10 protein-coding genes are annotated in these 16,579 nt (G+C 55.7%); 2 read left to right on the top strand and 8 right to left on the bottom strand.

The annotated features are described in order from the left end of the window. Positions 1-32 precede the first annotated feature (32 nt). The 3 genes from MHH78_RS06790 to MHH78_RS06780 are packed head-to-tail and all read right to left on the bottom strand — an operon-like array spanning position 33 to position 3,523. A complete protein-coding gene (locus MHH78_RS06790) occupies positions 33-1,643 on the bottom strand; it encodes an extracellular solute-binding protein (RefSeq protein ID WP_341166950.1) in 1,611 nt (536 codons plus the stop codon). Between the two features lie 37 nt (positions 1,644-1,680). Then, complete coding sequence (locus tag MHH78_RS06785; protein ID WP_036694906.1) at positions 1,681-2,592, bottom strand: carbohydrate ABC transporter permease; 912 nt, start codon at positions 2,590-2,592, stop codon at positions 1,681-1,683. 16 nt (positions 2,593-2,608) lie between these two features. Beyond that, positions 2,609-3,523 (bottom strand): ABC transporter permease, encoded by a 915-nt coding sequence (locus MHH78_RS06780; RefSeq protein WP_235192024.1) that lies wholly within the window; start codon positions 3,521-3,523, stop codon positions 2,609-2,611. A 357-nt stretch (positions 3,524-3,880) separates the two neighbouring features. Here MHH78_RS06780 and MHH78_RS06775 point away from each other — a divergent pair, with 357 nt between their 5' ends. Together MHH78_RS06775 and MHH78_RS06770 are read left to right on the top strand one after the other, a co-directional pair. Further along, entirely contained in the window at positions 3,881-6,637 is a 2,757-nt protein-coding gene (locus tag MHH78_RS06775) for an alpha-mannosidase (RefSeq protein WP_341166949.1), read from the top strand. 27 nt (positions 6,638-6,664) lie between these two features. Continuing rightward, positions 6,665-7,945: a glycoside hydrolase family 125 protein gene (locus MHH78_RS06770; protein WP_341166948.1), complete on the top strand. Its 1,281-nt coding sequence runs from the start codon at positions 6,665-6,667 to the stop codon at positions 7,943-7,945. 310 nt (positions 7,946-8,255) lie between these two features. Here the strand turns inward: MHH78_RS06770 and deoC are convergent, their stop codons facing one another. From deoC to MHH78_RS06745, 5 genes are all read right to left on the bottom strand, one after another. Further along, positions 8,256-8,933 (bottom strand): deoxyribose-phosphate aldolase, encoded by a 678-nt coding sequence (gene deoC / locus MHH78_RS06765; protein ID WP_076084608.1) that lies wholly within the window; start codon positions 8,931-8,933, stop codon positions 8,256-8,258. Positions 8,934-9,082: 149 nt separating this feature from the next. Then, positions 9,083-10,840 carry a methyl-accepting chemotaxis protein gene (locus MHH78_RS06760; protein ID WP_341166947.1) on the bottom strand — a complete coding sequence of 586 codons (1,758 nt, stop codon included), beginning with the start codon at positions 10,838-10,840 and terminating at the stop codon, positions 9,083-9,085. Between the two features lie 234 nt (positions 10,841-11,074). Beyond that, positions 11,075-12,529 carry a SulP family inorganic anion transporter gene (locus tag MHH78_RS06755; protein ID WP_445668034.1) on the bottom strand — a complete coding sequence of 485 codons (1,455 nt, stop codon included), beginning with the start codon at positions 12,527-12,529 and terminating at the stop codon, positions 11,075-11,077. Between the two features lie 41 nt (positions 12,530-12,570). Further along, entirely contained in the window at positions 12,571-13,647 is a 1,077-nt protein-coding gene (locus MHH78_RS06750; protein WP_341166946.1) for a bifunctional 3-deoxy-7-phosphoheptulonate synthase/chorismate mutase, read from the bottom strand. Positions 13,648-14,135: 488 nt separating this feature from the next. Beyond that, positions 14,136-16,412 carry a PAS domain S-box protein gene (locus MHH78_RS06745; protein ID WP_341166945.1) on the bottom strand — a complete coding sequence of 759 codons (2,277 nt, stop codon included), beginning with the start codon at positions 16,410-16,412 and terminating at the stop codon, positions 14,136-14,138. Between the last annotated feature and the right edge of the window lie 167 nt (positions 16,413-16,579).

Raw genomic sequence — 16,579 nt, 5'->3', positions numbered from 1 at the left:
ATTCCGAAGAAGATGGATAGCGCCTCTAGGATTTAGTTGGTTTTCCAGCGGTCATAGGCAGCCTGGTTAATCTCGGCTACACGTTCTCCGCCCATCTTCTTGACAGTCGCCACATAGTTATCCCAGCCGGTCAGCGGCTCGGCCCCGGTGATGAACTTCGCTTCCATCTGCTTCACATAAGTGCTCAGGTCCGAATTCAGACTGCTGATTTCCGTCTGCTCTTCCACGGTGAGGAACAGGGCCGGGAATGGAATCCGCGCGCCTTTATCCAACAGCTTCTGCTTCGTCTCCTGCTCTACCCAGAGGTCGAAGTCTGTCTTCAGCCCCTTGTTAATGTCATCCATGGACAGGGTTGGGGCAGGAATACCGTAGTTCGGCGTCAAGGTGGCCCGGAAATCTTCCATTTCCTTGCCGTCCGGTACAGGCAGGTATTGCTTCACACGATTCTCTTTGTCGGTGTACTCCCAGAGCGTTCCCTCCGGCCCTTTGTTGAAGAACAGAGCGCCTTCATAGGAATAGAGGTAATCTACCCAGCGAAGTGAGGCTTCCGGTGCCGGATTGCTGTTCGTGATGGCGAATGCGCCGGTCGTAATCCCTCTGTTCTTGGCAATCGCCGGAGCGGACACCGATTCACTGCGCACAGGGGCGAACATCGGATCTGCCGTGGACGGCTCTCCGCCCTTCGTCATATAAGCATGCCAGTCGGAAAAGAGCGCCACGCGGTTATTCTGCGCCTTGGCCTTCTTCTGCTCCGCCGTCTGCGAGAAGCTCTCATGATCCAGCAGCTCCTCGGACCACAGGCGGTTCATATACGTCAGATATTCCTTGTAGCCCTCTTCAAGCGGCGTATAGTGGACCTTGTCCGCATCGTCTACATAGATTTCTTCTTCATAGATGCCGAACGCGCCCAGCAGCCAGGTGCGGATATCACGGAGGTTCGCAGCAGTGGTGGTCACCGAAGAGATTGGAATTTCATCAGCCACACCGTTGCCATTCGGATCTTCCTCCTTCACGCGCTTCAGGTAGGTGTATAGCTCCTCAGTCGTTTCCGGCAGCTTATCGATGTTCAGGGCCTTCAGGAAGTCGCCGTTATACCACATCGGGTTGCGGTACCAGTGCTGGCTCATCTCCACCACCGGCAGAGAGTAGATATGACCGTCCGGGGCGGTAATCGATTTGCGGACATCCGGGTTCTCCTCCAGCAGCGCCTTGAAGTTCGGGGCGTATTCCTCAATCAGGTCTTCCAGCGGGATCAGAATCCCCTGCTCTCCGTAATTCATCTGCTCGGCAGTCGTCAGACCTGCAGCATAGAAGATATCCGGGTAATCGCCGCTGGCGAACACCAGATTCTTTTTGGTATCGAAGCTGTCCTTCGGCGCATTTTTATATTCCATCGTAATCCCGGTCTTCTCCTTCATCTGCTGGAGCACCGGCATGTTCTCCCAGTTCTGAATGCCCACATCCGGCGCCATCAGCGTCAGGGTAACGGGTTCGCTAACAATCGGGAAGCCCTCCTTGTTCACAGTGGCCTCTCCGGTACTCTTATTCGCGGTGCCTTCATTGGAGCTCCCGCAGCCTGCCAGCAGTCCAAGAATCACAGCCGAAGACAGCAGAATCTTCCATGGTTTACGTTTGATCTGCATTAATAATTCCTCCCTTAGGTTCATTACATTTTAACCTTTAGCCTTTCACAGAGCCAATCATGACCCCTTGGACAAAATAACGCTGCAGGAACGGGTAGACAGCCACAATCGGCAGTGTAGAAACAACGATAACGCCATATTTGACCAGCGATGCCGTCTCTGCCTTATTATTCATGGCCATAGCTACCTCGCCGTTGATCGCAGCGCCTGTAGTTTCGGCCGACATTTCCTGCAGGACCAGAATCTGGCGCAGCACCATCTGCAGCGGATACTTGGCTTCATCATTCAAATAGATCAGGGACGGGAAGTAGCTGTTCCAGTGTCCAACCCCGTAGAACAAGGCCATCACGGCGACAATCGGCGCGGACAGCGGCAGGATAATGCGGATGAACAGCTTCAGATTCGTACAGCCGTCGATGTGGGCCGCTTCCTGTAGTTCTTTTGGAATGGTGGACTGGAAAAAGGTGCGGGCGACCACGATGTTCCACACCGATGCGGCCACCGGCAGGATCAACGCCCCCATGCTGTTAATGAGGCCCAGATTCTTGACGAGCAGATACGTCGGCACCAGCCCGCCGCTGAAGAACATCGTGAACAGAATGAGGCCCATGAACAGCTGGCGTCCGACAAAATCAGACCGGCTGAGCGCATATGCAGCAGGCAGCGTAACCGCCAGATTAAGCAAAGTGCCCACCGCAGTGTAAATGATGGTATTGAGATAGCCGTTCCAGATCTTCGGGTTCTCGAACACCAGCTTGTAGCCGTCCAGCGTCACATTCTTCGGGAACAGCCACATGGCGCCCGAATTGACATCCTGCGGCGAACTGATGGACGCGCTGAGGATGTAGATCAGCGGATAGAGGACCACTACCAGCGCAAGGCACAGATAGATGTAGGTGCTGATCAGAAACAGCTTATCTCCCCTGGATTCTTTCATCGCAGTAACCATAGACTTCAACTCCTTTCTACCAGAGGCTGTTCTCACTGGTGCGTTTGGCAATCCGGTTCACGGTAACGAGCAGTATTACATTGACCACCGAGTTGAACAATCCGACAGCCGTCGAGAAGCTGTATTGGGCGTTCACCAGACCGGCGCGGTAGACATAGGTGGATATGACATCGGAGGCTTCCATGTTAAGCGAATTCTGCAGCAGCAGGATTTTCTCGAAGCCCAAGCCCAGAATGTTACCCATGTTCAGAATCAGCATGATCGTAATCGTGGGTATAATCGTCGGCAGATTGATATGCAGCACCCGCTTGATCCGGCTGGCTCCATCCACAATGGCCGCTTCATGCAGCTGTGGATCTACGCCGGACAGCGCTGCGAGATAGATAATCGTCCCCCACCCGGTGCTCTGCCAGACGCCTGAGAAGACGTATACCGTCTTGAACCAGGCCGGGTCGGTCAGGAACTGTGCGGGCTGGAAGCCCAGGAATTCAATCGCCCGGACAATCATTCCGCTGGAGGGCGACAGGAAGGTAATAATCATCCCCGCCATGACGACCACTGAAATGAAATGCGGCGCATAGGTAACCGTCTGGACCGACTTCTTGAACGGGCCGTTGCGGACCTCATTGAAGGCCAGGGCCAGAATGATCGGCAGCGGGAACCCGATGGCAAGCTCATAGAAGCTGATGCTGAACGTGTTCCACAGCAGATCCCAGAAGAAATAAGAATTGAAGAACCGTTCGAAATGGTCGAAGCCTACCCAGTCGCTGCCCGTAATTCCTTTGGAGGGCACGAAGTTCTTGAAGGCAATCTGAATGCCGTACATCGGACCATAATGAAAGATGAAGAAATACAGTAACGCGGGAAGCATGAACAGATAGAGCTCCCAATTCTGCCAGATTCTTTTGCCAAGGGACTTGTTCCCCTTCATTCTCCCACTCCTCTCTATGTTAGTTTTCATTACACATAAATCTGTATCCGCTTCGCATTCTTGCTATGGCCTTTCCTGCTAACGCTTACATCCCAAATTGTAGAGAAACTAAGCTGACATCGTAAATATGTAGGTTGTGCATTGTCATGTTAAAAGAGTGTAAAACCGCGCTGCTACGGGGCTTATGAGCTGAATAACTTCTACGGGCCGCTACTGGCTGACTGCCGTAAATGTGTGAATTATGAACCCTCCTCCCCCCTGCAAAAGTTACATATTGTGATCCCCCGGCAGGTATGCAAACATTTGCTACGAATGCCGACACTACAACACCGACTCAAGATATAGGAGGTTTCTGTCATGACCCGTACAACTGCCCACCTGATCTCACACACCCACTGGGACCGGGAATGGTATATGCCTTATGAGCGTCACCATGTGCTGCTGGCGAAGCTGATGAACGAGCTGCTGGAGACGCTGGAGCAGGACGAGCGCTACCGGTACTTCCACCTGGACGGACAGACCATAATTATTGAAGACTATCTGCAGGTGCATCCTGAGCGGAGAGAGCAGCTGGAGCGGTTCATCCGCGAAGGCCGGATTGTCATCGGTCCCTGGTATGTGCTCCAGGATGAATTCCTGACCAGCTCCGAGGCCAATGTGCGTAATCTGCTGATCGGGCATCAGGATGCGGCGAAATATGGCGTCATCTCGAAGCTCGGTTATTTCCCCGATTCCTTTGGCAATATGGGCCAAGCCCCCCAGCTACTCCAGCAGGCTGACATCGGGACTGCGGTGTTCGGCCGCGGCGTGAAGCCGACAGGCTTCGATAATATGGTCGGCGAGCTGAACAGCACCAGCTATGAGTCGCCATACTCGGAGATGTACTGGGAATCCCCGGATGGCTCAGTTGTGCTTGGACTGCTGTTTGCGAACTGGTACAGCAACGGCAATGAGGTGCCTGTAGATGCTGAGGACGCCAAGGCCTTCTGGGACAAGAAACTCGCGGATGCCGGCAAATACGCCTCCACCCCGGAGCTGCTGTTCATGAACGGCTGTGATCATCAGCCGGTGCAGCGTGATCTCGCGGATGCGCTGGAGACGGCCCGGAAGCTGTACCCGGACACGGACTTTGTCCACTCCAGCTTCGAGCAATACCTGAAGGCGCTGACCCCTTCGCTGCCTGAGGATCTGGTCACCGTGCACGGCGAGCTGCGCAGCCAGCATACGGACGGTTGGGGGACGCTGGTGAATACCGCCTCCGCCCGCGTCTATCTGAAGCAGCTTAACCAGCAGGGCCAGACGCTGCTGGAGAAAGGCGCTGAGCCGCTGGCGGCACTGGCTTATCTGGTCAGCGGACAGGTCTACCCCCACGCGCTTCTGACCTATGCCTGGAAGACGCTGATGCAGAATCACCCGCATGACAGCATCTGCGGCTGCAGCGTGGATGAGGTTCACCGCGAGATGATTACACGTTTCGAGAAGAGCCGCCATGTCGGCGAAGCTATTATTGAAGACAGTCTGAAGGCGGTATCTGCACAGATCGGAACCCGGAATGTTGCGGCCTGGGGCGACTCTGCCCGGCCAGTGACGGTCTTCAATACCACCGGCTGGCAGCGCAGCGGGACGGTAAGCGTGGAGATCATCTTCGCCAAGCGTTACTTCAAGGAAGGGCCGAACCCTGCGGCGATTGCCTCAGCGCTCGATCAGCTTACGCTTGAGCTTGCGAACGGACGGCTGCTCGACGCTGAAGGGCAGACTGTGGCTTGCCGGGCGGAGGATCTGGGCACCCGGTTCGGCTACGAGCTGCCGGACGACCAGTTCCGCAAGCCTTATATGGCCCGGATGGTCCGACTGACCTTCGAGGCTACGCAGGTGCCGCCGTTAGGCTACAGCACCTACGCCTGGGTAGAGTCGGCGGATGAGTCCGCCGGGACTGCAGCTGAAGGTCCGCTTAAGCTGCTGGAACGTGGGATGGAGAATGAATTCCTGGCCGTTCAGATCCGCGAGGACGGTTCTTACGATGTGGCTGACAAGCGGACGGGCCGCAGCTTCACCGGACTCGGCGTCTATGAGAACTGCGGCGATATCGGGAATGAATACGTGTTCCGCCAGCCGGAGGGCGATGTGGCGCTGACGACCAAGGGCCTTGCCGCCCGGATCTCGCTGGCCGAGCATGAGCCTTACCGCATCACGTATGAAATCGTGCATGAATGGGCGATTCCCGCTTCCGCCGATGCTTCGTTCGAGGACGAGAAGCGCAGAATGGTGCCGTTCCGGCAGCGCAAGTCCGGACGCTCAACCGAGCAAGCTCCGCTGCGGATCGTGACACGGATCAGCCTGGAGACTGGCGGGACCGGCGTTCAGGTCTCTGCCGCGTTCAATAATCAGGCCAAGGACCACCGGCTGCGCGTCCTCTTCCCTACCGGACTGACCGCCTCAACCCTGCGGGCCGATTCCATCTTCGAAGCCGCTGAGCGCGAGATTGAGCCGGCACCGGACTGGATCAATCCGAGCAACGCCCAGCACCAGCAGGCTTATGTCAGCGTGTCAGACGGCAGCGCCGGACTGCTGGTAGCCAACAAGGGGCTGAACGAATACGAGGTGCTGCGGGACGGCAGGAATACGATTGCCGTTACCCTGCTGCGCAGCGTATCGGAGCTGGGCGACTGGGGCGTGTTCCCTACACCGGAAGCCCAGTGCCTGGGCGAGCAGACCGTGGAATTCGCGGTCCGTCCCTTCGCCGGGGATGCGGACTGGACGGAGGCCTGTGCCTGGGCCTACCAGTACCAGGTGCCTTGGTTCACGGTCCAGACCGGCTGGCAGGAGAGCTCCCTCCCTGCTGTCTATCAGCCGCTGGAGTGGCAGGGCCGCACCCTGGCACTGTCGGCCTTCAAAATGTCCGCAGACCATGAGGACATTATTCTGCGCTGGTACAATCTGGCGGGAGCAGAGCAGGAGCTCGCGCTTACGCCGCATTTTCCGGTGAAGGCTGTCCATGCCAGTGATATTCTGGAACGGCGCAAACAGCGGGAAGCCCTGGATGAAGGTTCTCTCCGCCGCTCTGCCGGCCCCGCTCAAATCGTCACCTATGCCCTGCAACCCGTACAACCCTAAATTCACTATGCCAGGAGGAGTTACACCATGAATCTGCCAGCTTCCATTACCGCCTATCTGAATGAGGCCGATGAACGGCTAGCGCATCACCCGAAACTGCAGCAGTTGTTCCGCAACTGCTTCCCGAACACACTGGAGACCACGACCAAGCTGCTGGAAGACGGCACGACCTTCGTGTTCACCGGCGATATCCCGGCCATGTGGCTGCGCGATTCGACGGAGCAGGTGCGGCACTATATTCCTTTTGCCAAAAACGACCCTGAGTTGCAGCGGATTCTCCGCGGCCTGATTGCCCGCCAAATGTTCTATGTGAATATTGATCCGTACACCAATGCCTTCAACGAGACGGCAAACGACAAGCATTACCGCGATACGGACGACTGTAACTTGAATCCGTGGATGTGGGAGCGTAAATATGAGCTGGACTCGCTCTGCTTCGTCGTTCAGCTGGCTTATATGTACTGGAAGGAAGCGGAGCAGACCGACATCTTCGATGCCGCCTGCTACCAGGCGCTGACCTCCATCGTGAACACGATCGAGACCGAGCAGCATCACGGGGAGAAATCCCCATACCACTTCATCCGCCAGACGCTCCAGGATACGGAGACGCTGCACAATAACGGACGCGGGATGCCCGTCAACTACACAGGGATGAGCTGGTCGGGCTTCCGCCCGAGCGATGACAGCTGTGAATTCGGCTACAATATTCCCTCGAATATGTTCGCTGTGGTCATTCTGGGGTATATCGGCGAGATGGCGAGCGAGGTGTATCAGGATGAACGGCTGGCAGCGAGAGCGGCGAAGCTGCGCAAGGAGATCGACTTCGGCATCCGTACCTATGGTATCGTGACCCATCCGAAATACGGCAGAATCTACGCCTATGAGACGGACGGCTACGGCAATTACTCGCTGATGGACGATGCCGGAACCCCAGGGCTGATCTCTATTCCTTACATTGGTTACGTGGGCGTAGAGGATGAGATCTATCAGAACACCCGCCGGTTCGCGCTCAGCTTCGATAACCCGTTCTATTTCGAGGGCAAGCACGCCAAGGGCATCGGCAGTCCGCATACACCGGGCGGTTATGTCTGGCATATGGCGCTGTCCATGCAGGCGCTGACGGCGGATAACGATGAGGAGATCAAGGAGCTGATCGACATGCTGATCCGCACCGACGCCGATACCGGCTACATGCACGAAGGCTTCCACCCGGATAATCCGGCGGACTTCTCGCGCGAATGGTTCGCCTGGTCCAACAGCCTGTTTGCGACGCTGATCGGCAAGGCGATGGATAAGGGGCTGGTTTAAGGGGGTAACCCTGAACGGATAGCTCATCCTGCAACAAGCAAGTGGAATAACGTATCTTAATTCGCCCATTGGGCTGGAGTTACCGGCAACAGGTGGACAAACAGCAACTAATATAGTTACTTTATGCTACTTGGGATGAATCGAGAGAATTTAAGTGTTGTTTATCCAATTGCTGGTTCGGTAACGCTCATATGTTCATTAATAGATGGAGGAAATCCACCTGCTATACTTCCTCTAAACAGAAAACGGCTGTGGCTCCCTTGAACTCAAGGAGGCCGCAGCCGTTTCTATATGTCTAGCTCACCTCAGCTTAGTAGCCGCTCTGGCTCTGCTCGCCCTTGGCAATCGCTACGCCGCCGCTGGTGCCGATCCGGCTGGCGCCTGCGCCGATCATCACGAGCGCGTCTTCCGCGCTGCGGACACCGCCGGAGGCCTTCACGCCGATCTCAGGTCCGACCGTTGCCCGCATCAGGGCGATATCTTCCTTCGTTGCCCCGCCGGTCGAGAAGCCGGTCGAGGTCTTCACGTAGTCTGCGCCAGCTTCTACGGCAAGCTTACAGGCACGGACCTTCTCCTCTTCTGTCAGCAGACAGGCCTCAATAATAACCTTGGTCAGCGCTTTGCCGCGTGCGGCTTCGACTACAGCAACCATATCGCGCTTCACCAGCTCGTCATTGCCGTCCTTCAGTGCGCCGATATTAATGACCATATCCACCTCACCGGCACCGTTCGCAATAGCATCCTTTGTCTCAAAAGCCTTCGACTCAGGCGTCGATGCCCCCAGCGGGAAGCCGATTACTGTACATACCTTCACTTCCGGTGTATCCTTCAGTACGGCATGCGCCGTAGCCACCCAGGCCGGATTCACGCACACAGAGGCGAATTTGTAGGCTTTGGCCTCTTCGGCAAGCTTGATAATATCGTCTTTCCGGGCATCCGCCTTCAGCAGCGTATGATCAATAATCCCGGATATTGTAGTTTCACTCATGTTCAATTCCTCCATATAATCGGTAATAGATGTTCACATCCCTTGTATCATACCAATAGTCGGACGCTTTTGAAAGCTGGAGGGCATAACCTCTGCTAATCCTGTATCCACTCCGGACAGTATAGATCAAGCGTACCGAACCCCTAGCCCTATACATTCACCTGCCGGATGGCCTCCCGCAGATCGCCTGTACTCGCGCTGACGCTCAGCGAAGCCTCGTAGACTTCTTTGATTCGCGCCAATTGCAGATCAGTCAGCTCACGGATCTCCCGGGTCTGCTCCGAGACCTCTCCGGCAATATCGGCCATGCTGCCCACCGCTGCCGCAACCTCCTCCGAGCCAGCGGAGAGCTGCTCCGCTGTCGCCGACACATCAATGATCTGTCCGGCCACCTCCCGGAAGGCGGCGGAGGCCTCCAGCAGAGCAGCCTCCGCCTCGGCTGACATCCGCACCCCTTCCTGCACTTCAGCGGACGCTTCCGTCATCTGTCCCCCGATGCTTGCAGAAGCCTGGCCGATCTGCATCAGCAGCTCGGCCACCCGCTCGACTGAGGCTGCGGAGCCTTCTGCCAGCTTGCGTACTTCACCGGCTACGACAGTGAAGCCTCTGCCGTGCTCCCCCGCACGCGCCGCCTCAATGGAAGCATTCAACGCAAGCAGCTTCGTCTGATCCGCAGACTGCCTGATCGCAGCCAGCACGCCTTCAATCTCATCCGTGTACCCTTGCAGCCGCAGTACAATATCCAGCGTCTCCCCTGTGGATACAGAGATCGATTTCATCTGCTGATTGGTGTGGTTCATCGCCGTCTGTGACGCCTCTGCAATGTCCAGCGCCTTGACTGCGAATTCCGAGACCGCAGCCGAGGCCTCCGAGATGCGCGAGATGCCCAGCGCCATCTCATCCATGGCTACTGCGCTGCTCTGAGCGCCTTCCGTCTGCGAGTTAGCCCCGGCATGGATATTGCTGATTCTGCCGCTCACCGTCTCACTCATCTTCAGCACATCATCGGCATTCCTGGCGAAGGTCTCGGAGGAGCCGTAGAGACTGTCAGAGGCGGTAGACACCCCGGATACCATCCCTTTCACTCTGGCATTCAGATCCCCTGACATCTGGAGCATCGCCTGATAAGCCCTGCCAATCTCATCCCGGGAGTTGACCGGACGGGCATGCAGGATACGGGCTGCCTCGGCGAGATCCCCTTCAGCCATCGTGCCCGCGCTCTCTGTAATCGTCACCAGCGGACGCAAGGACCGGGAGACGAACCAGGCCAGCACCGCGAGTGCGCCCAGAGACAGAGCTAGAATAATACTATAGAGCGGCAGGCTCTCCATCAGGACATCACGGGTCAGCGTACTCAGCACAGCAACATCGGTATCAATGCCCAGCGCCCCGACCAGCTTCCCGCCGGTGTCCTTCATAGGAACGAATGCCGAGATATAATCCCCGTATTCGGGATTGCTGATCAGCGGCGTGCTGGCATTCTCTCCGGCAAGCACAGCCGTAACTGCGGCCGCTGGCATATCAGTAGTCTCATTAATCCCCGAAGCCAGCGGGTCTCCCTCCGGCCTGCCGTCAATCATCAGCTGCGGCTGGCGGGCATCATCAATCCGCACAAAATATACATAACGGGCACCAATCGACTTCCGGAACTGATCCAGTTCATTGCGGAGCGACCAATACAGGTCCGACTCCTGCGGATCGGCCAGGAATTCACTGTAGCGCCCGGCATCAATCTGCGTCACATAATGGCTGGCAATACTCATGTTGTAGCTGCTGATCGTCCCTTTGACCGCTGATCCGGTGTTCACCCACTGAATGGCGGCATTGCCTGCTGTAATGCAGAGAATCACAACGGTCATAACACAGAGAATACGGGCAATCAGTCTGGTTCGGATAAAAGAAAACATGGAGGCCTTCCCTTTCGCGCATCACAATTGCGTGGTTATAGTAGGGCCATCCGAAGAAGCAATGACAAATGTCCCTCTACCGGAAAATTTCGACAAACTTTTCAAAAATCCTTTTCCAAAGACGGCGTAGACGATTAAAATTTGTAGGATGAATCCTTTACATTATTATATTGTCAAAAAAAGACTGCTTCTGAAGCCTAATCGCTCCAAAAACAGCCTTCTGTCCTTGATCCGTCAATGGCCGCCCGAAGACGACAATCCAACCCGATGCACCAGCCGGGCACTTTCTTCATTTAGACCCGTGAGAGTGACCTTAGTACCCAATGCCGCGTATTTGTCCATCGTCTTGGCAATGGCCCCCACCGCCGACTGATCCCACACATGGGAACGGCTGAAATCGATAATGACCTGCGCCGGATCACTGTCATACATGAATTCATTCACGAAATGGCTCGTGGTTCCGAAGAACAGCTGGCCCGATACTCGATAAGTCGTTACAGATGCCGTAGTATGAACATTCAGCTGAAGGGAAGCGATTTTCCAGGCAAAAGACAAAGCACTCAGCAGCACGCCGAACAGCACGCCGATCGACAGGTTATCGGTAGCTACTACTGTAACCACAGTGACCACCATGACCAGGGCATCGCTTAGCGGAACTCTCCGCAAGGAGGTCAGGGACTTCCATTCAAAGGTGCTGATGCAGACCATAATCATTACACCGACCAGTGCGCCCATAGGAATCTGCTTAACAACATCACCCAGCACAAGAATCAGGAACAATAGGAAGATCCCGGAGACAAAAGTGGACAAGCGTGTCCGTCCGCCCGATTTCATATTGACCATCGACTGGCCGATCATCGCGCAGCCAGCCATGCCTCCGAAGAAGCCGGTCACGATGTTGGCCAGCCCCTGCCCTTTCGCTTCCCGGTTCTTGTCGCTGCCGGTGCCCGTGATATCATCAATCAGCGTGGCTGTCATCAGCGATTCCAGTAATCCGACGACCGCGAGTGAGAGCGAATACGGCAGTATAATCAGCAGTGTATCCAGCGTCAAGGGAAGGCTCGGCAGATGGAATACAGGCAGCGCTGAAGTAATAGTCCCCATATCGCCTACGGTTCTTACATCCAGACCCAGCACAATGCTGAGTACCGAGACTACGACAATGGCGACCAGCGCCGATGGCACCGCCTTGGTGATCCGGGGAACCGTATAGATGATGACCAGCGTAAGAGCCACGAGTGCGTACATGATCCAGCCCTGTCCCTCAAAATGCACGAGCTGAGCCATAAAGATCAGAATCGCCAGCGCGTTGACAAAGCCGGTCATGACCGGCTGCGGCAGAAAGGTGATGAACCGGCCCAGCTTCAGCAGCCCCATCACAATCTGCAGGATGCCAGCCAGCACCGTAGCCGCGAACAGATACTCAATGCCGTGCGACAGCACCAGGCTGCCGACCAGCAGCGCCATCGCTCCTGTCGCCGCCGAGATCATCCCCGGCCGCCCGCCGGCGAAGGCTGTTACAATAGCGATACAGAAGGAGGCATACAAACCAACCATAGGGCTTACGCCAGCAAGGATGGAGAAAGCAATCGCTTCAGGAATTAAGGCAATAGCCACGGTCATGCCCGATAAAATATCACTCCGTGTGTTGGAGAACCAACCGTTGTTGTATGAGACGATTTGCTTCAAAATTTCAGTTCCTCCTGTTACCTGAATTCACCCTGTTTCACTTAACGGTATAATCCGGAGGCCTTCACCTCATTGAAGAAGGTGTTGAACTCCTCAATATTAAGCTGCTGCGCCGCATCAGACAAGGCTGTAGCCGGATCAGGATGCACCTCCACCATAATACCGTCGGCTCCGGCAGCAAGCGCAGCCTTGGCACACGGGATCAGAATGTCCTTGCGTCCGGTGGAATGGGTGACATCGACCAGCACCGGCAGATGGCATTCCTGCTTAAGAATCGGTACCGCCGAGATATCCAGCGTATTGCGCGTCGACCGCTCATAGGTGCGGATACCGCGTTCAATCAGCATAATCTCCATATTGCCGCGGGACATAATATATTCTGCCGCATGAACGAATTCATCCAGCGTGGCGGATAGTCCGCGCTTCAGCAGCACCGGCTTGTTCACTTCCCCTACCGCCTTAAGCAGCTCGAAGTTGTGCATGTTCCGCGCGCCGACCTGAATGACATCCACATAATCCAGCGCATCTTCAATATGCCGGGGATCGACAATCTCACTGATCGTCAGCAGCCCGTATTCATTCGCCGCTTCACGCAGAATCCGCAGGCCATCCATGCCCAGTCCCTGGAAATCATAAGGGGAGGTCCGGGGCTTGAAGGCGCCGCCGCGCATAACCTTTACGCCTGCCTTCTGCAGGGCCGCAGCCACCGTACGGGTCTGCAGCTCGCTCTCCACCGAACACGGGCCAGCTACCATCAGGGAGGATAATCCGCCTACTGTAACGCCGCCCGGCAGCTCAATAACTGTATCCTCCGCATGGTCTTTACGCGCTACCAGCAGGGTCTTCTTATGCTCCGTACTTTGCAGATCAAGCGAAGCTGAGAAAATCTGCTTGAACAGCGTACGGATGGTTCCATTCGTGAACGGCCCCTTATTGCCTGCGACCATTTTCTCCAGCATCGCCTTCTCCCGTTCAGGATCGAACTTCGGCACGCCTTGCTTCTCTTTGAGCACCCCAATCTCCTGAACGATTCCGGCACGCTCCGAGATCAGCTCCAGCAGCTGACCGTTAATCTCATCCAATCTTGCTCTCAGATCATCCAATTCCACATTACTCATTCCAAGACACTCCTTTGTGATATTAATAGTTAAGGCTATGAACGAACGCAAAAAGACCCCCCGCCGCAAGGGACGAGGAGCCGTGGTACCACCCTTATTTAGAACTGAATCCTGCTGACGCATCAGCACATGACGGCATACCTGAAGGATACCGGCCAGTCGATTCATTCTGTCTTACATCCGTTAACGCAGGAAGCGGGCCACCCTACCCATAACTGCTGCAGCAGTGTACTTCAGGGACCGACTCGGAAGTGAACTTCGGCACTAAGCGTCTAATGGGGGTGCTCTCAGTCTCCGGCACGCCTTCCCTGTTAAAATACGCTATGAAGTGCTTACTCTCTTCGTCATTGTCATTACAAGGTATATCGGTGCTGCTTATGCACCAGTTTCTGCTATCTTAATCAAAAAGACTTCCATATGCAAGACATCACAGCACTGCATTGCAGCTTTAACTCAGCATTGTGATTATTTTATGAAGAGAGGTCTGCTTATTCCTGTTCCGCAAAAAATTTCCCGATTACTTTGGCAATGCTGTCGCTTCTCAGCGGCTTGCTGATATACTCATCCATCCCTGCTTCAAGGCATAGCTCCCGGTCGCCCTTGAGCGCGTTGGCCGTCACTGCAACAATGACCGGCTGCTGGTCTGCCGGCTGCTCTGCCCTAATGGCAGCTGTGGCCTCCAGGCCGTTCATCCCGGGCATCTGCACATCCATGAAGATCAGATCATAGCCATGCCGGGCTGTCATATCGACCGCCTGCCGCCCATCCTCGGCCACATCGACGGCGAAGCCGCGCTTCTCCAGGATTTTGCGCAGGACGATCTGGTTGATCACATTGTCCTCGGCTACCAGAATATGCAGGGACCGGCCTTCGGATTGCGGCTCCGGCAGGTTCCCCTCCGGCCCGTCAGCCGGAAGCGACTGCGCTTGCGTCCGAAGGACCACGGTGAACACAAAGGTCGCCCCATGCCCGGCTGCTGTATCCAGATAGATCTCTCCGCCCATCCGCTCGACCAATTGCTTGCTGATCGCCAGCCCCAGACCGGTGCCTTCACCCTGGCGGCCCCTGAAATGCTCCATCTGATAGAACGGCTCGAACAAGCGGCTGCGGGCCTCCTCGGGAATCCCGCTCCCCGTATCCGCCACGGTGAACTGGAGCGTTACACCTGCCAGGCCATCGGCAATGCGCTTCACGCTTACCTTTACCCCGCCGGTACAGGTGAATTTGACGGCATTGCCGGCCAGATTGAGCAGCACCTGCTTCAGCCGCTCCCCGTCCCCGATCAGCCGCTGCGGCACATCCGGCTCCGTCTCCACGCTGAGGGTCAGCCCTTTGCGCTCCGCCTTGAGCTGAAGCAGCTCCAGTGCGGAATCCATACAGTGCTGGAGGATGAACGGCTCGTCTTGGAGTGAGATTTTGCCTGCCTCAATCTTGGAGAGATCGAGAATGTCGTTGATGATATTCAGCAGGGATTCACCGCTCTGGCGAATAATCTCCAGGAACTCCCGCTGCTGCGAACGCGGCTCACTGCTCTCCAGCAGCAGGTCGGTCATCCCGATCACCCCGTTCATCGGAGTACGGATTTCGTGGCTCATCATAGCCAGGAACTCACTTTTGGCGCGGTTCGTATTCTCTGCGGTCTCCTTGGCAATCAGCAGCTTCTTCTGCTCGGTAATATCCTTGACGATAATATAAAAGCCTACGGTAGACTGGTTGATAATAATCGGCGCAAGGGTAGTCAGGACCTCCACAGAATGCCCGTCCTTATGCCAGATCAGGTTGATATCCTGTCCCGCGGAGCCGCTCCGCCGGCGGGGACCGAGTACATTCTGCAGCTGCCGCTCGCCGATGATCCGGCTGACACTCATGCCCACCATCTCAGAGATCGTATACCCCGTCAGCCTTACCGCCTGTTCATTCCCGTTAATAATATGGCCTTCCAGGTCCAGCGATATGATCGCGTCATGATTATATTTCTTCAGCGAGGTATAACGCTCGACCGATTCCTGAAGCTTCTGCTCCACAATCTTGCGCCGGGTCACATCGCGGCCGACAGCCAGCACCCCGCGCTCCCCGCCGTCTTCCACCGTTCTCAGAGAGAATTCAATCCAGATATATTGGCCGTTCGCATGTAATATCCGCAGCTGGACATCAGGCGAGTCAGCCATCTGCTGCGCACTGATTAAGGCCAGATCCTCAGAATGAACCAGTCTGCTGTTATCCCGGCCGATCAGCTCCTCCGGTCTATACCCGAGCACCTCCTCCACAGAAGGGGAGCAGTAGCGGCAGACTGAACCGGGCGCAGCATAGTACACAATGTCCCTGATGTTGCCGGCAATCAGCTGGTACAGCCGCTCAGACGTCCCGGGAAGTGCCTCCACCCGTGCTTCAAGCGGCCTTCCAGCCAAGTGAACGATATAATACAGCCCCTCTCCCGTCGAAGGCTCGCTCACCCTCGCCACATGCAGCAGCACCGGAACCGCAGAGCCATCCGCATGGCGCAGCTTAATTTCGGCTTCAAAAAAAGGGGCTGCTCCTGTCCTGAGGCTCCCCATCCTGTAACTATGTATGTGCAGGCTATCTTCATCCCAGAACGCTTGGAAGCTGCGTCCCAGCAACTGCTCTTCGGAATATCCGAGCAAGAGGGTTACCGCCGGATTCACTTTCATCCATTCTTCAGCCATGGAGAGAAAGGCTACTCCGGCAGTTCCTGTCTTAAATGCCTGTTCAAATGGAGAAGACGTCTCCGTATGCTGCCCTAGCATAAGATCCACCGCCCGTTTGTGAAGTATTAGATGCAATTCCTTTATATTAAATCTGCAATATAAATATCTTGCATAATCGGGCGAAAGTCAAATCATTATGTCGAATACAGACAATTCCTTATTCAGCGGATTACAGCAGCCCGTGAACCCGCCGCCAGACAGAGATC

Source organism: Paenibacillus sp. FSL H3-0333 (assembly GCF_038002805.1).
Classification (GTDB): Bacteria; Bacillota; Bacilli; order Paenibacillales; family Paenibacillaceae; genus Paenibacillus_AQ; species Paenibacillus_AQ silagei.
Note: the sequence above shows the minus strand (reverse complement) of the source record. Positions and strands in the feature narration are given on the sequence as shown.